Raw genomic sequence first — 22,657 nt, 5'->3', positions numbered from 1 at the left:
AATCCGCCCCCACCGACGGTCGGCAGGCAGCCAAAGTGGTGCGCGCTGGCAACATCGGGGAGTTTTCTCTGGGGCTGCCACAACCCGATGACGGTCTTTCCTTGCAAACGATGCGTGCGGCGGGGGATTATCTCCGGGCCGCGTTCTGCGGCTGGCGGCTGGCCGGGCCGGGTGGGGTTCGCTCCAGCGCGCCAGGAATCGGAATTTGCAAGTAACTATTTGTAATTGGACGCGTTGTAAGCTCTGCGGGTGATGAGCGAAGGAAATTGGCCAAAACGCCTGGAGCCGTAAATTACGGGATGTAGCCGCGATATCCGCGGTGGAGGGATTCGAAATGAGTGGCGGTCGCGTGTGGGGTAGCGCGGAACGTGGTCTTTTCGCCTTTAGCCTGGTGGCTCTGGGGGCTGTGCTTGCCTTTTTCTCCCTCGCTGATCGCGCGAGGGCGGCAGACCGCCGGGGCTCCTCCGGCGGCGTGTTCGTCAGCGAGATGAACGACGTCCAGCGGGTCAGGGTGACCGTCAACAAGTCGCGCACCTTCAGGGTCGATACGGCATTTTCGTCAATCGTCGCGGGCTCGCCTGACATCGTGGACGTGAAGTCGCTGACCGACCACCTCATCTATGTCCAGGGCAAGAAGACCGGCACCACCAACGTCATCCTGTTCGACAGCTCGATGAAGCAGATCGGCATTCTCGATGTCGAGGTGACCGTCGACATTGGCAATTTGCAGCAGAACATCCAGTCCGGCACAGGGACCCGCGGCATTCGCGTTTCAGCATCCCAAGGCCAGGTGGTGCTGAGCGGAACGGCTTCCGATGCGGTCGCCGCGGAGCGGGCGCTGACGATCGCCAAGGGCAGCGTTCCCGAGGGCGGCATCGTCGTCAACGCCATGAGCGTTGCAGCACCGCAGCAGGTGATGCTCGAGGTGCGCTTCCTTGAGGTCAATCGGCAGGCTGGCCGCGACCTCGGGGTGAATCTTTATGCGGCCAACGCCAATGGTACGAATGTAGCGAATACGGGGCTAGGCAGCACCACAGCGGTGGGCAGAACGCCCATCGGCGGTATCAATACCAACAATAGCGTCTTGGGTGCCGGCGGAGGGGCCGTCGGCTCTCCACCCACGGGTAGCCTTCCTGTGCTTGGAACCTTGGGGACGCTCATTGGCTCAGCCGGGGGCGTATCGCCAGCCCCGTTCGGAAGCTTGCTGACCAGCCTTGTCAGGACCAGCAATGGCGGCTCGGTAGATTTGCTGATCAACGCACTGGAGACGAAGGGCTTGGCGCGTCGGCTGGCGGAGCCAAACCTGACCACGCTCTCCGGCGATGCCGCGCGTTTCCTGGCCGGCGGCGAGTTTCCGGTGCCGATTCCAAGCAATACGACGAGCGGTTTTCCCACTGTCACGATCGAGTACAAGAAGTTCGGCGTCGAGCTGGCCTTTGTACCAACCGTGCTCTCGCGGGGCGTGATCAACCTTCGCGTCGAGCCCTCGGTCAGCGAGCTCGATTTCGCCAATGCGATTTCGATCCAGGGTACCACCGTTCCGTCACTGACCCGCCGCGACGCGCGCACCACGGTCGAGTTGCGCGACGGCCAGAGCTTTGCGATCGCAGGCCTGTTGCAGACCCGCAATCGGCAGGACGTTTCGCAATTGCCGTGGATTGGCTCGGTGCCCGTCCTTGGAGCCTTGTTCGGCAGCAAGTCGTACCAGCAGGAAGAAACCGATCTGGTCATCATCGTGACGCCGCGCCTCGTTGCACCGGCGGCGCCCGGCCAGCAACTGGCGTCGCCGCTCGACTCGCGCCTGCCGGCCAACGACGTCGACTTCTTCCTCAACGGCCAGATGGAAGTTCGCAAGCGCTACGACGACTACGTCAATTCCGGCGGCGATGTGAAAGGGCCTTACGGCCACATCATCGCGCCCAATGCAATCGTGCCTGTTCCGCCACCGGCCGTTGGTGCAAACCAACCGGTCGTGAAAACGCTGAACTAGAGGAGGCGGGGGATGACTATCAGGTATCTGGCACTGCTCGCACCCTTCCTGCTCGGGGGCTGCTACGGCGTCTACGGTCATGACGAGATGGACCGTTACGTCCAGCGTTCCGACACCATCACGATGAGTGCCGGCAATGCCAAGGAGGTCAACGCCGCCACGCACACGATCCACCCATGGCCGGCATATGTCGGTGATCGCCGGATCGCGTACGATGCGCGGCGCACAGGCGGTGCGATTACGCGCTATGGCACTCAATCACGCCCGCTGGATCAGCTTCCCGACATGGGCGATCCGACCAAAGCGATGGGCCAGCCGCCGCCCGTCACCACAATTCAGAACGTTAATACAACCGGATTGGGAGCGGGGACCGGAGGATCGGTTGCGGTTGGGGTGGGCAAGTAACCAGCTGAGAGTTCAGCGGCTCAGCTGCGCACGTTTGCCGGGGCAGAGAATTTGGACGTGAGGCTCTGACGTTGGGTTATGGTCCTGAACTGCTGGTCGCGCCGTCTTTTTTCGCAGGTAGTTTTACGATGGTTTGTCGAATGACGCAGGGAATTCGCTGGAGCTCGAGCATGGGACGACGATTGCGGCGTCTCATTCCGGCGCTCGCCTGCTGCTGGCTGGCGGTGGGTCTCGCGGCCTGCGACTATACGACCCGGGAGGCCGCGATTGTCGCGCCGGTTGATCCTCCTGGCGGAGATCCTGTGCAGGAGCCGACCGACGTCAAATACTATCCTTCCGACGAGCCGGTGCGGATGGGACTTGAGCAATACAACCGCGGCAATTACGGCATCTCTCAGCGCTATTTCAAGGACGCAGTCGAGAAGGCACCGAGGGATGTAACAGCCTGGGTCGGACTCGCAGCAAGCTATGACAAGTTGCGTCGCTTCGATCTTGCCGATCAGGCCTATGCGCAGGCGATCCGGCTTGGCGGCGAAACTGTGCAGATCCTGAATGACCAGGGTTATTCCCTCATGCTGCGCGGCAATCTGAATGGCGCGCGGCGAAAGTTCGAAAGGGCTTATTCGCTCGATCCGGGTAACCCGGTCATCGCCAACAACCTTGAACTTCTCAACGGTAGCCGGAAGTTCATCGAACGGCCGCCAAATAATCAGCCTTGAGAACCTTCGCAGTAGCTTGATTTTAATGCTGATTTTATGCTTGGCGGCTCTGGTGCAGGGGCGCGTTAAGACAAGTTAAATGCTTTGGAACTAAGATAAGCCAGCCGTTTTCATACGTATGGCTTGTTTCATGAATCGCCTCTTCAAGCTGCAATTCCTGGGTCCGTGCGTGCTGTTCGCGGCGACCCTTGGCGCCGAACTAGCGGTGCAGGCGCTCCAATATGCGCCGAGCTCTGAACTGCTCTGGTTCGTCAATCTCCGGATCTTCGGCATTTTTCAACGCAGCCACGCTTTGCTAAGTGGGATTGTGGGGATCGACGGGTTTCAGTTCTTCGGCGTCGCGCTGCCGCTGTTTCTGCTGGCCTGCCTCGGGCTCGCAGCCAAGGCCAGGCCCGCATTCACTGTCGCAACGCACCTGAGCGCAGGCTATGCGGGATTTCTGCTCTTCGCCTGGCAGTCGGGCGTGCCGACCACGGCGCAAGCGTCGCTTGGACCGATCGCGGTCCCAACCGGTGCCGGCCTGTACGTCATGGCTACCATTCTTGGGGCTTGCCTGCTGTCCTTTGCGATCACGCACTTGCTTTATTTCCGGGCCGTCGGAAAGGAAATTGGAGCCTTGGGCAGGTGGCTGCGGCTCTGCCGGACGGTCGCGGCAACCGAGGCCTGATCAGCGTCTGAACTTCCGGTGGATAACGGCACCGAGGACTTTGGCATAGTCATCGGTCCAGGCCGTGCGCGCGTTGGGATCGAGGCGCTTCCTCCTGGCTGCGTCTGCAAATTACCAAGATCCTGCACGTCCCGAGCAAGCACAACCACCTGCGTGCGCGTCCGCATATCGTCGTCGCCGTGATTCGTTGGAGTTTCATCTTTGCCGAAAGCGACGAGGCCTTTCGTCGATCGGCGGTATCTGGGGCGACCAGCGCTAATTGGCTGGACCTTGCTCAAATTGGAACGTGACGGAATTGAAAGCCACGAAGGGCGTTGCGGGCCGGCATCTCAATCGCAAAATAGGTGCCAACGGGCACGGCAGCTGTCGCCGCAGCCAGCATGGCATAAACGGCGAATGACCAGGCGGCAGGCTCGCCGAACAAGTCCACCGCGCCGAGGAAAATGACAAAATGGGTCATGTAGATCGAGTACGAAATCACGCCCAGGAAATGCAATGGCCTCGAGCCGAGCAACCGCGACATGATCGAAGTCGGGTCGGTTGCTGCAAGTACGACGAAAGGATAGACCACTATCAGCGCGTGTGAATTGGCCAGTCCACGATACGCCAGTACCACAACGAATGCGATTCCACACCAGATCAATATAGCAAATCTTGTGGAGGCCACATAAAGGCCGTCACGCTTCTGGAAACTTGCAAACGCGGTCCACCCGGCTGTGAATCCCAACGTCCCACGAGCCAGCGCAATCCACTCACTCCACGGGCTTTTTGCAACGTGGAGCTGCGGAATGACCAAGCGATCATCATAGAAGAACGTGAACAAGAAGAAGGAAGCGGATGTCGCGACAACAATGCAGAGCAGCCTGGTCGATGTTGACGGTAGCGCTTTCTGGAAGAGCAGATTAGGGAACAACAGCAAGTAGCAGAACCATTCGATAGATAGGGACCACGCCGGGGTGTCCCAATGGACGCCCGAGCCGATCACCGGCCACGCATTCAACATTGCCAGCTGCAATGTGAAATCTGAGGCCCCGGTTCGGATAGGGTAGCTGATCGGATCGATGACAAAGGGCCAGACGTAAAGAGCGCCGGTTGCGATCAAGCAGACTAGATATAGTGGGTAGATTCGAGCGATGCGAGCCGTGAGGTAACTCGAAAACCTAAACTTCTCCCGATTGTAGACGTAGGATAGGGTGAAGCCGCTAAGGCAAAAGAACAAATCGACGGCGTTGTGCCACATGAACGGGGCGCCGGAGTAGGCGGGAATGGAGTTCTGAAAATGTGCAAGAGCGACAGCAATGGCGGCTAAGCCGCGAAGTCCCGTTAGCGCCCGCAACTCCGGCCGCGAATCTTGCATTGGTTTACCCCGCCGTCGTTAAGGCCACCAACGTCGAGAGGGCGACGCAATCCAGAAAGATGTCTCTGTGATGACCGGTCGCTCGCCGTTAATCCATGCCACTCCGGCTCGGGTGTGCTTCGATCTCACAATCTCGACAAGTACGATAACGGTGAGCATACCGGCGATAAAACTCAGGACAGCAATTGCCCAGACTGAGCGGTTCATTCAATGCCTCACAAATGAACTAGCGTACCGCAACCTTGGCCAGCGGGGAAGTGGGCGCCGACTCCGCAGAGGGCCTCAGCTCTCCAAGCCACGCCGGGGACGTTGGAGGCACGACGGAGATGCCAGTCGTCCGAAACGCCACGAGGTGGTTACGTTTAGATGGGTGACTATGTCGGCCTAGCATCCTTCACGGCATCCAATGATTATTGGCTGCCGCCGCGGTCGGCTTACGATGCAAAACCACGCTGCCGTCTGCGATCAGTTCGCCTCAGCTGTCATCTCATTCTGCCTTGATAAGCTTGCCTGTCCCGGCCGCAAACTGGCGGCCGGGGAAAGATCGTTTTTTTGGATCGGCAGAAGCCAAGCCATCTTGAACTTACGAATCGGCCGATGGTTTCAGCTTGTAGGGGTACAGTTAATCCGTAAGATTACGGGACGGGAAAAGTAGGGTTTTTCGACTACCATCTCGCCGACGGACCAAAACGGCGGACATCTGAAATGGCTAGGCATGAAAGCCGAAAACCATGGGGGGCGAACGGTGGATAACGGCAAACTCGACAAGCGCCTCAGCTATCTGGAAGGACAAGTTTCTCGGTTACTAACGGCCCTTTGCTGCGCGCTCAGCGTCATACTCGTGTTCATCTTCTATGACCGACGTCCATTTTTCTTAGATCAGGATTACGGCACCCTATTCATAAGAATGGCTGGAGTCGTCGCATCAGCTTTCTTGGTGGGGTGGCCAATCGTGAGGTGGATCGTCGGCAAGAAGTCAGAACAGCCATAGGTTGATGCAGTACAAGACGGCGGCCCATCGCGTGGTTTGAAATAGCCCGTTCATCGTGGGAAAGCCTCCGCCCCCAGCGTGAGGGAGCGGCCGCGCTGACGACGGCCGCGGTGAGCGGACTGTGGATCTAACTCGTCGCCCACAAGTCATACGCGACCCCCAATGCTCGATCTTCGGGTCCGCCCACCGATCTTGACAACCAGGAACGCAGAAATGACGATCGCGCGATGGTCGCAACGAGACGGATCGCTCGTGGTTCGGATTTGGTCGAAGGTAGCGAATGAGTACCGACAGATTGCAGACGTTGAGCGATACCATTGCGGGCATACTCAACGAGCCGCCATCGCCCGCCACTTATTTTGACCCTGAGCCTCATGACGAGGAGACGGCCAGCGAACGGGTCGCAGGGACTTCTGACGGTGCTGCTCCTGGCACTGACGTGCTGAAGGGGAGCTTCGGAAAGCTGAGTTCTCGCGAAGCCGGCATTTCCCAAAACCGGCCCTCTGAAGCACGCATCGTATCCCATGAGATCGAAAGCCCAGGCAGAGCTTCGGAGCACTACAATACGGCGGTAGCGGGACAGCCGTCGAAGCTGGAGCCTGCGAGCCTTCGGTCCGGTCGGCAGACGCTGGGCGTCAATCCGGTTCGCTCGCCTGTTACGCACAATCGGCCTTCGCTGCCGCGCTGGGGCATGTTTGTGCTTGCGGGGATCGTGTTGGCCGCCGGATTCGGTGTCGCAGTAATTGTCTGGCTGGGGGCTTCCCGCGATGGCGCGAAGGCGAACTCACAAAACTCGTCTCCGACCGCAGCGGCATCGGCGTCTCTACCCCCCGACTTGGCGCCATTGCTGCAGTCGATGTCGCGCGATCTCGTAAGTCTGAGAGGAGAGATTGAGCAGCTCAAGCGTGGTCGCGAGCAGATGATCCGCGATAGCGCAAGCTTCGGCGAGCAGTTCAAGGCGAGCCAGGACCAATTGGGCCGCGCCGTGGCCAGGCTTTCCGATCAAGTGAAGGCTGGTCAGGAAGCGGCGGAGCGCGACAATGCGAATGCTTCTGAGCAGATCAGAGCGGTGAGGGAGCAACTGATCCGTCTCGAGCAGAACGCGGCACCCAAGAAACTCCCGCCAGTGCCGAGGGCGGCAACTCCAGCCGCACCGAAACCCGCACCAGCCACCTCGTCGCCGCCGGCCGCGGCTCAGCCGGCCGCCGCAAAACCGAAGCCGGCGCCGTCCGCCGTGGCGCCTGCTTCCACGTCCGTGCGCTGAGCCCTCGTTTTTCCGAACTGGCGGCTACATTGGGCGGCAGGCCCCGGGGACCTGCTAAAATTATGGCAGTATCGTTCACCGTAGTCGAACGGAATCCACATGGCACTTCGGTACCGGTAGGATTGTTGATGCCGGGGCTGGCATTTGATTACGGACACCATTTCAACCGGCAAGGGGTCGCTCTTTGAGCGACCCCTTTCAGTTTGGGGAGGCTTTGGAAAGGAAGCCCGCCTCCGGCAAAAAAAGCTTCATGGAGGCGGGCCAAGGTCGTTTGCGGCGCCGTTATACCCGGGGCTGGCAAGGGTTCCGTCGCTCGCGATGGAACCCTAGCACTGTGGAACCCGGCTCGAACATCCGCACGAATACCGGGAACATAAAACAGATTTAAGCTGGACTTACGATTTCCGGGGGCGGATTTACGACCATAAAATCAGTAAACTCAAGAAGTATTGCGGGCGGTCCGGTCAGTCATTTGGTTTCGATTTGCCGAAGTCTGACCGGTCCATTAGTCTTTCCTGAGTCTTTGTCCTGTAGTGTCGAGACGACACGCAATTTCAGCGCTGCGTGTTCGGCCGGTCGCCGGGGGGCGTAATTTCGCAAGGGGATCAACGGTGACCAGATTGGCGTTCCCTTGCTGCGCGGTGAGAGCTTGAGCAAGGGTTGAGCCGTCTATGGAGGAGCGCCGTAAGCAGCAACGTGCGACAGTTGACGAGGTCGCCTACATCGCCGGCGACGGCTCCAGCATGCAATGCCGCGTCGTCAGCCTGTCGGATCTGGGTGCCGCCATCGAGGTTCCAGACAGACCTTTTGTCAGACCTCATTTCAAGCTGATGATGGAGAAAGATCGCATCATCAGAAACTGTCGTGTTGTCTGGTCGAGCGAATTTCGGATCGGCGTGGAATTCGTAGACTAAGATTTGCCATCGTTGCGACGCCGATTCGCCGCATGGTCATTCTGCCTCCGCACCAACCGTGGTTTCGAGCAGTTGATTTTTAATCCATGCCGACCAAGATTTAGGCTTGCATCAGGAAATAGCCTGGACAAGTGTGATTGACGCCTGAGCGTATTTAATCTTCGGATGCTGATTTTTAATGGGCTATATTCTGGATTTCGGAAATGAGGACGATCTTAACTCTTCTTGCCATTTGGTTGCTCATCAACGTTCTTTTTGTCGTCGTGATGATCCCGCCACGCAAGTCACGCAAGCGCGGTATCGTCAGCGGGACGCACGCAGCCGCGCCGGTCGTCGCGGGCATGGCCGCCGGGCCGAAGGAAAGCCATGACGACGGCGGCTCGCTACGGCACGTCATCATCGCAATCGCGCTTGGCGTCTTTTTCTCGCTGACGCCGCCGTTGCTCGAGGCTTATGACGAAATCAGGGGATGGATCAGGAAGCGCGGACGCGTCACGAAAAGACCGCTGGATGGTCCCAGCGATTGACGTGCGATATTCGTCAGCGCCCGACGGCCCGGATTGCCGGTCGCGACCTCACCAGTATGGGTTCATGTGATAGGGCCGGGGAAGCTCGCCATGGTAATAGAAAAGTCCAGGGCCGGCGACCCGCCGGTGCCGAAAGCCTGAACTTGTGAGCTCGACGGCGATCGCTCGCACGTCGTGACCAGCTGGAGCGGGATATTCGTAGCGGAAAGTGCCGCTGTCTTCGGCCACGGCACTGAGCGGCCAATAAGATGGTGAGCCCTGGCCGTATCCGATCCCCCACACGGTTTCGACGGTCGGAAGTCCGCCCGTTCCGTTCCGACTTCCGTCGGCGAGAGCGGGTCCGGATGTCATGAGGGCGCCGATCCCAAGAAGCGCGGCAGCGGCCAGCATGTGTGAAGTATTTTGCATCGCAATTCTCCTCCCAGGCCCAGTGTGAAAGGTGCAGGTGGAGATAAATGTAGCCGCTCTTCTAAGCCAACGGTAGCGGATTGGAGCGCGCCTGGCGCCAAACTCCTGGAGGTCCGAAAGCCTGAACTTGCTTTACTGGGCGCTGACTTGGCCGGCCAGAGAGGTCAGTTCGGCCCAAGCACGGCGTCGATCTGCCGGCTGTCCCTTCTGACGATAAGGATGGCCCCATTGCGGATGGCGAATCTCGCGCCCAGCAATTTGGGCACCTTTTCCAAAACGGGTGAAGGGAAGGGGATCGTCGCCCCGGCGATCGGGTCGCCAACCGCCGGAGCGGTGGAGGGGCCGATGACAGGTGCGGGTTTGATATAATCGCGAATGAGCTGGATCTCCTCACGTGACAGCGAGAGAGGCGCTTGCGGCGGCGGATTGTCTGCTGTCCGTTTGCTGCGGTCTTCTCGCGCTTTTTCCTCGGCCTGCCTGGTTTTCTCTGCCTGATCGAAGCGCGAAAGCTTCTCCTTCAGTGGCGACAGCTCGCGTTGGAGAGATGAGATTTCCGTCTGCAGAGCGCTGATCTGGCGCAGCGCGATTGCGGCACCGGCGCAGATGATGATGACCAACAAGCTGATGAGCGCGATGGTGATTCCATTGACGTTGGCTCCGGGGCTGATCGTCCGCGCTCTCGGCAGATCGTCCTCGACGTGCCGCCGCCAGAGAGCGCCCAGGCGATGGATCCGCTGCGCAATTGTGTCGAATATCCGAGCCCGCCGATGGCCATCATCTGGTGGGGGGTCTGTGTCGCGTGAGGGGAGGTGCCCGGGTGAGGCCGATGGCGGAACTGCTATGGCCGGCGGGGTGACCGGCTCATGAGGAACGACACCCGCATCCAGGTCCGCGGGGACCGAATCCGGCGAATGCCTCGATGCCTCGCCCTCTCCATCTACGTTGGGAGGTTCTGAGCCCTCGGCGGCGTGGGTTCCAGCGTCCTGGCGAAGCCCAAGGTTGAAGATTCTCGAACGCACCTCGGCGTCGGTGAGGGGATCGATGATCTCCAGCGGATTTGGCTCGACCAACGAGCGATCGGGGAGGGCCTCAATGACGGAGCGGCCGGCCTTGGTGATCTCCAGGCTGTCGCCGTCGACGACGGCGAGGCCGGCCTCGATCAGCTCGATTCCCGCTGAGATCTCCCGCTCGATCTGCTCTTCGGTTTTTCCGTTCTCGTTCGTTTGGAGTTGCCGGTCGAGCTCGGCAAACGTTATCCGTCCGTTCGGACGACTGGCAAGTGCAACAAGAATAGCGAGATTGGCTTGCACGGCGACCACGAAGATCAGGCGGGACGTCAAACCAGGCGGAACAAGCAGGCGACCCGACGGCGCTCAACTATTCGCCCTCTGCGCCCTTGATTGGAAACCCCTACTTTGGCACTGTCGCGCATTCGCTCGTGAATATCGAGGGCAACATGCCAAAATTGCTGGCCACCACCGCCATTTCCCTGACGATCGTGTTCGCTTCCAGCGCCGCGCACTGCGGCCCTTATCCCTTCGGGGACGAGCCGTACCGTCTGGATTTCGGTCCCGAACCGCAGATTGAAGCGGGCTGCTGGAAGTGGAATTGGCAGCAGTATCAATGGAATAATTACTGCCCGGTCTATGTGCAGCCCAAGGCGTATATGTACCCGCGGTCGCAGGGCGTGGTGCTACGCACCAAGGGGTGATCGAGCGGTTCGCTCGGCCCCTCGCCTCAGTGGGCGAGGGTACAGGCGATCTGGCTGTGCTTGCCGAAGTTTAGCAGGGCATTTTCGCGGAAGCCGTCGAGCCAGACGCCGCGGCCTGCATAGCGATAGCCGACGCCCATCGGAACCAGCCGAACGTGCGCGCCGCCATGTCGGCCGGTGTGCAGAGATGCTGTCACGACCTCACCGGCAACCGAAACTGCGATCGGGCAAAGCGGGTATTGCCTGCCATTTTCGCAGACAAATACCAGTTTGCTGCAGTTTCCGACGGGAGCCGACGTCACGAGGCCCAAATCGGCCGCGCTGGCTGGGCTGCTGGCGCCCGCCAGTCCCACAACAAAAGCTGCCGATAGAAGAATATTGAACCTGTTCTGCATTGCAGCCCCCAAAGGCGAGAAATATTTGCCTAAAAGAGCAAAAATGGCATCGAACGTCAATTAGCTGCGCCGCCTGCGCGGCGCATGAGGATTTGCGAACATCCGTGTCGCCGCGAGTGGCTCGACAGAGCTAGCGCCAGGCCTGCCTGTTGGGCGCTGATTCTCGATCTCTTTCTCCTTCCCAGCAAGAGCGCCCGAGCGTCCCAGCTCTAAACGATGTCTCGCTCTGTCGTTTACGCACTGCGATATTCTGACGCGGAACGCGGTTGCGCGAAATAATATTGCTCCTTACACGCGAATTGATTCGCAATTCTCGGGACCACAGCATCGCCAAGCGCGGCCGCAAACTCAGTCCTTGCTGCAAAGCCTCGTCAAAAACCGCAATGATTCCATTCGCTTCAGAGCTGTCACAAAGCTGTCACGCGCTGGCTTCTGCGCTAAGCGGAGTTAACCTTTGAGCTAAAAAAAACCGCGTTTGTAGCCAGCGGTTTAAGAACGTATAAAGGGAACTATTAATCTCGAAATTAAATTTTAACGAACCCCGGCAGGGAAGCCAATTTGACCTACGCGGGCAGATTTGAATTCAACGCCGGTGCTTCGGCTGGCCTCAATGCGCAGACGATGTCTGCGCATCCTCATCACGTCCCGCACGGCGCAATCATCGTCGCCGATCCGGACCTGCTGTTTAATGGCACATTCAAGCGTTCGGGACTCGACCTCTCGATCTCGAAAGATGATCGCGTTTTTGTTGCACACGATTACTTCAAGAGCGAGCAGCGGGCACCGCTGGCTTCTCCAGATGGAGCTCACCTGACGGCCGATATCGTCAGAGCGCTCGCAGCATCGCCGCAGTACAGCCAGGCCGGGACGTCAGCGCCTGGCGGCACGCTGATCGGACATGTCACAAAGCTTTCTGGCAACGCGACCGCGACGCGAAATGGCGTTTCGATCATCCTGAATGCCGGCGACAATATTGAAAAAGGCGACGTCGTCATGACGGGCGCCGATTCAAGTATCGGCATCACGTTCATCGATGGCACGGTATTCGGCCTGTCCTCGAACGCGAGGATGGTCCTCAACGAAATGGTCTACGACCCGAACGGGTCGAACAACACCACCCTCTTCAGCATCGTGGCGGGAACGGTCAGTTTCGTCGCCGGCCAGACCGCCAAGCATGGTGACATGAGGATCGACACACCCGTCGCAACCCTTGGCATTCGGGGGACGGCGGTGCTGACCAAGGTCAGCTATGTTGTTCCGAGTGCATCCCAGACCCCGAATCCGGAACCGGTGCCCGAGGCGAGCTTCCAAGTTCTAGTCGAGCCCGACGGCACGACAGGATCCTACATTCTGTACGACAAAACGACGCTCCTTCCGCTCGCGGTCGTCAATGAAGCCGGGCAGCAGGTGACGATCAGCGGCGGGGCGGTCAACGTTGGAAACGCAGGTCCACTTTCGGATGAGTTGCAGCGCCTGATCAACGACGTTTTCACCCTGAAATTCACCGACGCAAACACCAAAACCTTTGATCATTTCACGGATGCGCTCGTCCCGCCTCAGTTTACACCGGCCCAGTTCACCCTGCAGGGGGCTGCCTCTGGACCAGTGAATCTCTCCAACGCGATCACGCTCGCGGCGGGAAGCGACGGGCTTTCGGGTCTGTTCTACCACTTCGGAAATCCGCCCGCCGTCGCGCTCGCCGGTGATGCAGGCTTCGAGGTGCGGTCGGGGAGCAAGATCGATAAGATCTCGGGCACCATAAGCTTCGCGGACTTCAATGTCGTCGATCGACCGACCGTCAAGGTGTCGTTCGATTCTTTCAAGGTTCTCGACCGCAATGGAAACGACATCACAGCTACTCTGACGGCTAAGCAGCTGGCAGCCATTGCTGCGGTTGAAGTGCCGCTGGCGCTCGAGCCAAATCCGGGAAACACAAACAGCGGTACAGCGAGCTGGACCTACAGTGCTCTTGACAAGTCTTTCGACTTCTTGAGAGCCGGCCAGACCCTTGAGCTCACCTACATGGTGGAGGTCGATACCAACTGGCCGCTCGGCAATGTCGTCGCTCTCGAACCGCTGGTGATTACGGTCACCTCGCCGTCGGGAGTACCATGGATCCATCCAGGTGGCGGACTGTGGAGCGTCGGCGCGAATTGGGAGTCGGGTCTCGTTCCGACGGCTACGGATGAAGCGTCAATTGCGGCAAAGGACGTTTCCCCAGGCACCGTCACGATTACGTCTGACGCAATCGCGCGAGCCGTGACGGTGAACGACAGTGGGACGACCGGCTGGCAGCTTCTAAATAATAGCAACCTTAGTGTCGGTTTCGATGTCACGCTCCTGGCGGACGCGGTACTGACCAACGCCGGCACTGTAATCGTTGGTGGTCAACTTGAACTGTTCAATCAGAGCGTCCTGAACAATGCGGGCGTCGTGACGGTCGGCGACGGCGGGGACTTTCTCGATGCGGCGCGAGTCTTCAATACCGCGAAAATCGACGTCCTTGGCGGCACTCTCAACGTAGCGGTCGCTGTTGCGAACACGGGCGGTACCTTATCGGTCGAACCGAGTGCAAGCTTGCTGCTGCAAGACGCAATGATCTCTGGCGGGCTCGTCGTCGATGCCGGAGCTCTCAATCTGCAGGGGTCAGCCGCGCTCGAAGATGGTTCTTTGCTCGTTCAGGGCGTCCTGAATGTTGCCGGGCCAGGCAACCTCTTGTCGAAGGAAAACGTCACAAATACCGGAACCGTTGTCGTTGCGGGACAACTCGCGCTCGATCGTGTGACGCTGTCGGGCGGTTCGCTGCTCAATGGCGGGCTGCTCGACATCATCGGCAGCAGCACGATCCTCGGCGACGTTCTGAGCAACACGCAGCTGACGGTGGAGGCCAGCCAGACGCTGACGCTGGGTGGGACCACGGTCACCGGCGGGACGGTGACGAACGCCAACCTGATCCACGTGACCGGCTCCGGCGCGATCAACGGCGCGGCGGTCAATGGCGGCCAGGTGACGGTGGACCCCGGTCAGATCCTGACCCTGGATGGCACGACCGTGACCGGGGCCTTCATCGCCGACAACGGCACGGTGAAGGTGGACGGCGACAGCACGCTGAAGTTCAGCGGTGTGACGCTGTCGGGCGGTTCGCTGCTCAATGGCGGGCTGCTCGACATCATCGGCAGCAGCACGATCCTCGGCGACGTTCTGAGCAACACGCAGCTGACGGTGGAGGCCAGCCAGACGCTGACGCTGGGCGGGACCACGGTCACCGGCGGGACGGTGACGAACGCCAACCTGATCCACGTGACCGGCTCCGGCGCGATCAACGGCGCGACGGTCAATGGCGGCCAGGTGACGGTGGACCCCGGTCAGATCCTGACCCTGGATGGCACGACCGTGACCGGGGCCTTCATCGCCGACAACGGCACGGTGAAGGTGGACGGCGACAGCACGCTGAAGTTCAGCGGTGTGACGCTGTCGGGCGGTTCGCTGCTCAATGGCGGGCTGCTCGACATCATCGGCAGCAGCACGATCCTCGGCGACGTTCTGAGCAACACGCAGCTGACGGTGGAGGCCAGCCAGACGCTGACGCTGGGCGGGACCACGGTCACCGGCGGGACGGTGACGAACGCCAACCTGATCCACGTGACCGGCTCCGGCGCGATCAACGGCGCGGCGGTCAATGGCGGCCAGGTGACGGTGGACCCCGGTCAGATCCTGACCCTGGATGGCACGACCGTGACCGGGGCCTTCATCGCCGACAACGGCACGGTGAAGGTGGACGGCGACAGCACGCTGAAGTTCAGCGGTGTGACGCTGTCGGGCGGTTCGCTGCTCAATGGCGGGCTGCTCGACATCATCGGCAGCAGCACGATCCTCGGCGACGTTCTGAGCAACACGCAGCTGACGGTGGAGGCCAGCCAGACGCTGACGCTGGGCGGGACCACGGTCACCGGCGGGACGGTGACGAACGCCAACCTGATCCACGTGACCGGCTCCGGCGCGATCAACGGCGCGACGGTCAATGGCGGCCAGGTGACGGTGGACCCCGGTCAGATCCTGACCCTGGATGGCACGACCGTGACCGGGGCCTTCATCGCCGACAACGGCACGGTGAAGGTGGACGGCGACAGCACGCTGAAGTTCAGCGGTGTGACGCTGTCGGGCGGTTCGCTGCTCAATGGCGGGCTGCTCGACATCATCGGCAGCAGCACGATCCTCGGCGACGTTCTGAGCAACACGCAGCTGACGGTGGAGGCCAGCCAGACGCTGACGCTGGGCGGGACCACGGTCACCGGCGGGACGGTGACGAACGCCAACCTGATCCACGTGACCGGCTCCGGCGCGATCAACGGCGCGGCGGTCAATGGCGGCCAGGTGACGGTGGACCCCGGTCAGATCCTGACCCTGGATGGCACGACCGTGACCGGGGCCTTCATCGCCGACAACGGCACGGTGAAGGTGGACGGCGACAGCACGCTGAAGTTCAGCGGTGTGACGCTGTCGGGCGGTTCGCTGCTCAATGGCGGGCTGCTCGACATCATCGGCAGCAGCACGATCCTCGGCGACGTTCTGAGCAACACGCAGCTGACGGTGGAGGCCAGCCAGACGCTGACGCTGGGTGGGACCACGGTCACCGGCGGGACGGTGACGAACGCCAACCTGATCCACGTGACCGGCTCCGGCGCGATCAACGGCGCGGCGGTCAATGGCGGCCAGGTGACGGTGGACCCCGGTCAGATCCTGACCCTGGATGGCACGACCGTGACCGGGGCCTTCATCGCCGACAACGGCACGGTGAAGGTGGACGGCGACAGCACGCTGAAGTTCAGCGGTGTGACGCTGTCGGGCGGTTCGCTGCTCAATGGCGGGCTGCTCGACATCATCGGCAGCAGCACGATCCTCGGCGACGTTCTGAGCAACACGCAGCTGACGGTGGAGGCCAGCCAGACGCTGACGCTGGGCGGGACCACGGTCACCGGCGGGACGGTGACGAACGCCAACCTGATCCACGTGACCGGCTCCGGCGCGATCAACGGCGCGACGGTCAATGGCGGCCAGGTGACGGTGGACCCCGGTCAGATCCTGACCCTGGATGGCACGACCGTGACCGGGGCCTTCATCGCCGACAACGGCACGGTGAAGGTGGACGGCGACAGCACGCTGAAGTTCAGCGGTGTGACGCTGTCGGGCGGTTCGCTGCTCAATGGCGGGCTGCTCGACATCATCGGCAGCAGCACGATCCTCGGCGACGTTCTGAGCAACACGCAGCTGACGGTGGAGGCCAGCCAGACGCTGACGCTGGGCGGGACCACGGTCACCGGCGGGACGGTGACGAACGCCAACCTGATCCACGTGACCGGCTCCGGCGCGATCAACGGCGCGGCGGTCAATGGCGGCCAGGTGACGGTGGACCCCGGTCAGATCCTGACCCTGGATGGCACGACCGTGACCGGGGCCTTCATCGCCGACAACGGCACGGTGAAGGTGGACGGCGACAGCACGCTGAAGTTCAGCGGTGTGACGCTGTCGGGCGGTTCGCTGCTCAATGGCGGGCTGCTCGACATCATCGGCAGCAGCACGATCCTCGGCGACGTTCTGAGCAACACGCAGCTGACGGTGGAGGCCAGCCAGACGCTGACGCTGGGCGGGACCACGGTCACCGGCGGGACGGTGACGAACGCCAACCTGATCCACGTGACCGGCTCCGGCGCGATCAACGGCGCGACGGTCAATGGCGGCCAGGTGACGGTGGACCCCGGTCAGATCCTGACCCTGGATGGCACGACCGTGACCGGGGCCTTCATCGCCGACAACGGCACGGTGAAGGTGGACGGCGACAGCACGCTGAAGTTCAGCGGTGTGACGCTGTCGGGCGGTTCGCTGCTCAATGGCGGGCTGCTCGACATCATCGGCAGCAGCACGATCCTCGGCGACGTTCTGAGCAACACGCAGCTGACGGTGGAGGCCAGCCAGACGCTGACGCTGGGCGGGACCACGGTCACCGGCGGGACGGTGACGAACGCCAACCTGATCCACGTGACCGGCTCCGGCGCGATCAACGGCGCGGCGGTCAATGGCGGCCAGGTGACGGTGGACCCCGGTCAGATCCTGACCCTGGATGGCACGACCGTGACCGGGGCCTTCATCGCCGACAACGGCACGGTGAAGGTGGACGGCGACAGCACGCTGAAGTTCAGCGGTGTGACGCTGTCGGGCGGTTCGCTGCTCAATGGCGGGCTGCTCGACATCATCGGCAGCAGCACGATCCTCGGCGACGTTCTGAGCAACACGCAGCTGACGGTGGAGGCCAGCCAGACGCTGACGCTGGGTGGGACCACGGTCACCGGCGGGACGGTGACGAACGCCAACCTGATCCACGTGACCGGCTCCGGCGCGATCAACGGCGCGGCGGTCAATGGCGGCCAGGTGACGGTGGACCCCGGTCAGATCCTGACCCTGGATGGCACGACCGTGACCGGGGCCTTCATCGCCGACAACGGCACGGTGAAGGTGGACGGCGACAGCACGCTGAAGTTCAGCGGTGTGACGCTGTCGGGCGGTTCGCTGCTCAATGGCGGGCTGCTCGACATCATCGGCAGCAGCACGATCCTCGGCGACGTTCTGAGCAACACGCAGCTGACGGTGGAGGCCAGCCAGACGCTGACGCTGGGCGGGACCACGGTCACTGGCGGGACGGTGACGAACGCCAACCTGATCCACGTGACCGGCTCCGGCGCGATCAACGGCGCGGCGGTCAATGGCGGCCAGGTGACGGTGGACCCCGGTCAGATCCTGACCATGGATGGCACGACCGTGACCGGGGCCTTCATCGCCGACAACGGCACGGTGAAGGTGGACGGCGACAGCACGCTGAAGTTCAGCGGTGTGACGCTGTCGGGCGGTTCGCTGCTCAATGGCGGGCTGCTCGACATCATCGGCAGCAGCACGATCCTCGGCGACGTTCTGAGCAACACGCAGCTGACGGTGGAGGCCAGCCAGACGCTGACGCTGGGTGGGACCACGGTCACTGGCGGGACGGTGACGAACGCCAACCTGATCCACGTGACCGGCTCCGGCGCGATCAACGGCGCGGCGGTCAATGGCGGCCAGGTGACGGTGGACCCCGGTCAGATCCTGACCCTGGATGGCACGACCGTGACCGGGGCCTTCATCGCCGACAACGGCACGGTGAAGGTGGACGGCGACAGCACGCTGAAGTTCAGCGGTGTGACGCTGTCGGGCGGTTCGCTGCTCAATGGCGGGCTGCTCGACATCATCGGCAGCAGCACGATCCTCGGCGACGTTCTGAGCAACACGCAGCTGACGGTGGAGGCCAGCCAGACGCTGACGCTGGGCGGGACCACGGTCACCGGCGGGACGGTGACGAACGCCAACCTGATCCACGTGACCGGCTCCGGCGCGATCAACGGCGCGGCGGTCAATGGCGGCCAGGTGACGGTGGACCCCGGTCAAATCCTGACCATGGATGGCACGACCGTGACCGGGGCCTTCATCGCCGACAACGGCACGGTGAAGGTGGACGGCGACAGCACGCTGAAGTTCAGCGGTGTGACGCTGTCGGGCGGTTCGCTGCTCAATGGCGGGCTGCTCGACATCATCGGCAGCAGCACGATCCTCGGCGACGTTCTGAGCAACACGCAGCTGACGGTGGAGGCCAGCCAGACGCTGACGCTGGGCGGGACCACGGTCACCGGCGGGACGGTAGCGACGGTGGCTGCCGGCAATGAGCAGGCCGCGGGCGAGCTCGACCTGACTGGCCAGACGCTGGTGAAGGACGGCGTCCTGCAGAACGGCGGCGTGATCAAGGTCAGCAATGGCAGCAACGAGCTTCGTCATGAGAACGTGACGTCGAACGCGCTGCTGGAGGTCCTGGCGGGCGGGTCGCTGCTGATCGACAGCGTGACGTCGGTAGCCAACACGCAGACCACGGTGGATGCGGGCGGACTGCTGACGCTGAACCAGGCGACGGTGACAGGCGGGACGGTAACGACGACGGCTGTCGGCAATGGGCAGGTCGCGGGCGAGCTCGACCTGACTGGCCAGACGCTGGTGAAGGACGGCGTCCTGCAGAACGGCGGCGTGATCAAGGTCAGCAATGGCAGCAATGAGCTTCGTCATGAGAACGTGACGTCGAACGCGCTGCTGGAGGTTCTGTCGGGTGGTTCGTTGCTGATCGACAGCGTGACGTCGGTGGCCAACACGCAGACCACGGTGGATGCGGGCGGCCTGCTGACGCTGAACCAGGCGACGGTGACGGGCGGGACGGTAGCGACGGTGGCTGCCGGCAATGGGCAGGCCGCGGGCGAGCTCGACCTGACTGGCCAGACGCTGGTGAAGGACGGCGTCCTGCAGAACGACGGCGTGATCAAGGTCAGCAATGGCAGCAACGAGCTTCGTCATGAGACCGTGACGTCGAACGCGCTGCTGGAGGTCCTGGCGGGCGGTTCGCTGCTGATCGACAGCGTGACGTCGGTAGCCAACACGCAGACCACGGTGGATGCGGGCGGACTGCTGACGCTGAACCAGGCGACGGTGACAGGCGGGACGGTAACGACGACGGCTGTCGGCAATGGGCAGGCCGCGGGCGAGCTCGACCTGACGGGTCAGACGCTGCTGAACGACGGCATTCTGCAGAACGACGGCGTGATCAAGGTCAGCAATGGCAGCAACGAGCTTCGTCATGAGACCGTGACGTCGAACGCGCTGCTGGAGGTCCTGGCGGGCGGTTCGCTGCTGATCGACAATGCCTCGACCGTGACCAACACTGATGGCACGGTAAAGGTCGACCTAGGCGGGAGCCTTACGCTCGACTTATCATCCATCTTTGGCGGCACGATTGCGGACTACGGCACGATCTATGCCATCAATACAGTTGATATCGCCGGGAATATCGTTGGCACGGGTGCGGTGAACCTTGCCGCGCTGGCCAATCTCGAGATTGGCGGCTCGGTTTCGTTCACGAACACGGTGTTGTTCGGAGGTGGCAGCGGCACGCTGATCCTCGATGACGCCGACCAGTTCTTGGGCCTGCTCGCCGGCTCTTCTATTGGAACGATTTTGAGCCTCGACGATCTCATCGACCTGAGGGACCTGCCGTTCTCACCTACCCATATGTCAACGACGGTTTCATACAGTGCGAGCCTGAACGTCAGCACTGTCACGTTCATCGACAACACATTGGGCACCTCGGTTCAAATCCGCCTTTCGGGTGACTATACGCACCAAGGATGGCTGATAACGAGCGACGGCTACAGCCATGATGGATACTACGGAAGTCTGGTGCAGCTGACTCCTCCTCCTGTGTTTTCCGACATTATCGGCGGCCAGTTCGCGTTCACAGGAGACAAGACCGGTCCTGGGACCATTTGGACGTTCCAGGCCGCGGTGACTGATGCCGACGCCAATGTCATAGGTCAGGGAGGCATTACAAAGTTCGAGCTTGCTGAAAACGGAACGCTGCTCGGCTCTGCGACGTTCGACGGCAGCACGTGGTCATTCTCCGGTTTGCTTGCTTCTGTGACTTACAGTGGCGGAATCTACACGATCACGACGAGTTCGACTCCCCCGATCAACAACAAGGACACTGTCACGATCACGGCCTACGATGCTGCGAATCTGTCAGCGTCCAAGTCCGCCACGCTGTCGAATAATTCCTCGTTTGCGGTTGCGCCCGCCGGGATCGCGGGAGACCCGATCCATTTGGCGCTGACGGATCCCTCCGATGGTCAAGCGAGCGGACCGATCTACCTGACCCTCGCAGGGGTTCCGTCCGATTGGAGCATCAGCGATGGGATTAACCACGGTGATGGCACGTGGACTGTCGAGACAGACAACCTCACCGCGCTGACTATTACCACTTCAATCGGCTACACGGGCGCCACTCTGTTGACCGTCACTGAGACCTGGAAAACGGCCGACGGTAGCACTGAGTTTGCGGTCGTTGCTGACAACGTTGAGGCCTATGCGCCGGGTTCTCCGATCTTTGCTCTTTCCAGCGATGATACGCTGACCGGCACGCCGGGAAGTGACGTCTTCGTACTCGCGCAGTCGATCGGTCACGATACAATTTATGACTTCGATGTCGCTCAGGATCAGATTGATCTGATCGGGTACGGCAATTTTGCAAGCTTTACCGACATTCAGGCGCATCTGACCGACGACGCCACTGGGAACGCGCTAATTGCACTCCCAGACGGGCAGACGATCGAACTGCAGGGCGTTCATGCGGCGGATTTGACCCAGGCCGACTTCGTCTTTGATCAAAACCCGACCTTCGGCAACACGGGAACCCTGACGATCGGTGATGGCGCCACCATGCCGCTGAGCGGGTCCATCGACAATGTCGGGACCATCGCCTTGAATTCGACCGGCGATCAGACGCTTCTGCAGCTTACCGGAAATGGCCTGACGCTGCATGGCGGTGGTCAGATCGTGCTGTCTGATAATGATGCCAATGTTATCTCGGAAACGAGCGCTAACGCCGCACTCGACAACGAGGACAACACGATTTCGGGAGCCGGACATCTTGGCAATGGCGATCTTTCCCTGACAAATGCCGGTATAATCAACGCTACCGGTACTCACGCGCTAACGATCAATACCGGTGCAAATTGGGTCTTCAATACGGGTGTTCTGGAAGCTTCGGGGAGCGGTGGCCTGACGGTCGCAGGTTCGGTCGAAAACTCAGGTGTCCTTTTTGCGAATGGGGCATCGCTCACGGTCCAAGGCGCGGTGAGCGGAAACGGCACTGCTAGCATCAATGGCATTGCGACGATCGACCTTGAGGGCGCCGCCAATGTCAATGTGATGTTTGGCTCAGGCGGCGGCACGCTCAAACTGGGCGACGCCTTCCACTTCGATGGCACGATTGTCGGCTTTGACGGCAACGATTTGATTGATCTAGAAAATGTTCAATTCGGCTCCGCCTCGATCAGCTACCAGGAAAATGCTGCTCGGACCGGCGGGGTGTTAACGGTTTCGGACGGGCAGCAGACCGCGGAGCTGGCGCTTGTCGGAAATTACTCCGCCGAAAACTTCCATTTCGCTTCAGACCAGCTCAAGGGGACTTCGATCACCTATCTCGCCCACGATCTAGTCGCGTGAGGATGCGGTGCCGTCTCGAGAGAGTGCTGGTGTATTTTGAGCTCCGTAAATTCACGGGGTGATCCTGCGCAAAGGCAGACCCTACCACTGTTACTCAAATGCCGCGGTGGCCAGAATTAATGAACCCATAACTGCCTTTTACCCCCCTGATGGCCTCTCCGTAATGGCGCGTGGTTGACCAGCCG

At 61.1% G+C, this 22,657-nt stretch carries 13 protein-coding genes; 10 read left to right on the top strand and 3 right to left on the bottom strand.

Going from position 1 to position 22,657, the window contains the following annotated elements; translation table 11 throughout:
* The first annotated feature begins 334 nt into the window (after nucleotides 1-334).
* The 4 genes from XH89_RS25625 (at nucleotide 335) to XH89_RS25610 (ending at nucleotide 3,781) form a co-directional block, all read left to right on the top strand.
* The gene (locus XH89_RS25625; protein WP_194463155.1) at nucleotides 335-1,990 is read left to right on the top strand and encodes a type II and III secretion system protein family protein; all 1,656 of its coding nucleotides are present in this window, start codon (nucleotides 335-337) and stop codon (nucleotides 1,988-1,990) included.
* Nucleotides 1,991-2,002: 12 nt separating this feature from the next.
* Complete coding sequence (locus XH89_RS25620) at nucleotides 2,003-2,395, top strand: hypothetical protein (protein WP_194463154.1); 393 nt, start codon at nucleotides 2,003-2,005, stop codon at nucleotides 2,393-2,395.
* Between the two features lie 182 nt (nucleotides 2,396-2,577).
* Nucleotides 2,578-3,114: a tetratricopeptide repeat protein gene (locus XH89_RS25615; protein ID WP_194468628.1), complete on the top strand. Its 537-nt coding sequence runs from the start codon at nucleotides 2,578-2,580 to the stop codon at nucleotides 3,112-3,114.
* A 130-nt stretch (nucleotides 3,115-3,244) separates the two neighbouring features.
* Nucleotides 3,245-3,781: a hypothetical protein gene (locus XH89_RS25610; RefSeq protein ID WP_194463153.1), complete on the top strand. Its 537-nt coding sequence runs from the start codon at nucleotides 3,245-3,247 to the stop codon at nucleotides 3,779-3,781.
* A 274-nt stretch (nucleotides 3,782-4,055) separates the two neighbouring features.
* Here XH89_RS25610 and XH89_RS25605 read toward each other — a convergent pair whose 3' ends face one another.
* Nucleotides 4,056-5,138, bottom strand: coding sequence for an acyltransferase (locus XH89_RS25605; RefSeq protein WP_194463152.1), 1,083 nt, complete (start codon nucleotides 5,136-5,138; stop codon nucleotides 4,056-4,058).
* Between the two features lie 715 nt (nucleotides 5,139-5,853).
* Here XH89_RS25605 and XH89_RS25600 point away from each other — a divergent pair.
* The 4 genes from XH89_RS25600 to XH89_RS25585 all read left to right on the top strand — a co-directional run bounded on the left by XH89_RS25600 (nucleotide 5,854) and on the right by XH89_RS25585 (nucleotide 8,834).
* Nucleotides 5,854-6,129 carry a hypothetical protein gene (locus XH89_RS25600; protein ID WP_194463151.1) on the top strand — a complete coding sequence of 92 codons (276 nt, stop codon included), beginning with the start codon at nucleotides 5,854-5,856 and terminating at the stop codon, nucleotides 6,127-6,129.
* A gap of 280 nt (nucleotides 6,130-6,409) precedes the next feature.
* Complete coding sequence (locus tag XH89_RS25595) at nucleotides 6,410-7,393, top strand: hypothetical protein (protein ID WP_194463150.1); 984 nt, start codon at nucleotides 6,410-6,412, stop codon at nucleotides 7,391-7,393.
* A 671-nt stretch (nucleotides 7,394-8,064) separates the two neighbouring features.
* Nucleotides 8,065-8,307 carry a PilZ domain-containing protein gene (locus XH89_RS25590; protein ID WP_194463149.1) on the top strand — a complete coding sequence of 81 codons (243 nt, stop codon included), beginning with the start codon at nucleotides 8,065-8,067 and terminating at the stop codon, nucleotides 8,305-8,307.
* Between the two features lie 203 nt (nucleotides 8,308-8,510).
* Nucleotides 8,511-8,834: a hypothetical protein gene (locus XH89_RS25585; protein ID WP_194463148.1), complete on the top strand. Its 324-nt coding sequence runs from the start codon at nucleotides 8,511-8,513 to the stop codon at nucleotides 8,832-8,834.
* Between the two features lie 572 nt (nucleotides 8,835-9,406).
* Here the strand turns inward: XH89_RS25585 and XH89_RS41380 are convergent.
* A complete protein-coding gene (locus tag XH89_RS41380; RefSeq protein WP_246767613.1) occupies nucleotides 9,407-10,582 on the bottom strand; it encodes a hypothetical protein in 1,176 nt (391 codons plus the stop codon).
* 116 nt (nucleotides 10,583-10,698) lie between these two features.
* Between XH89_RS41380 and XH89_RS25575 the strand changes: the two genes are divergently transcribed.
* Nucleotides 10,699-10,953: a hypothetical protein gene (locus XH89_RS25575; RefSeq protein WP_246767612.1), complete on the top strand. Its 255-nt coding sequence runs from the start codon at nucleotides 10,699-10,701 to the stop codon at nucleotides 10,951-10,953.
* A 26-nt stretch (nucleotides 10,954-10,979) separates the two neighbouring features.
* Here the strand turns inward: XH89_RS25575 and XH89_RS25570 are convergent, their stop codons facing one another.
* Nucleotides 10,980-11,408, bottom strand: a complete 429-nt coding sequence (locus XH89_RS25570; protein WP_246767611.1) for a hypothetical protein — start codon at nucleotides 11,406-11,408, stop codon at nucleotides 10,980-10,982.
* A 498-nt stretch (nucleotides 11,409-11,906) separates the two neighbouring features.
* On the opposite strand from XH89_RS25570, the gene XH89_RS25565 reads away from it, so the two are divergent.
* Nucleotides 11,907-22,472, top strand: coding sequence for a FecR domain-containing protein (locus XH89_RS25565; protein WP_194463146.1), 10,566 nt, complete (start codon nucleotides 11,907-11,909; stop codon nucleotides 22,470-22,472).
* Nucleotides 22,473-22,657: the final 185 nt, after the last annotated feature.

It is taken from the genome of Bradyrhizobium sp. CCBAU 53340 (assembly GCF_015291645.1).
GTDB lineage: Bacteria > Pseudomonadota > Alphaproteobacteria > Rhizobiales > Xanthobacteraceae > Bradyrhizobium.
The sequence above is the reverse complement of the archived record's forward strand: the minus strand, read 5'-3'. Positions and strand labels throughout refer to the sequence as shown.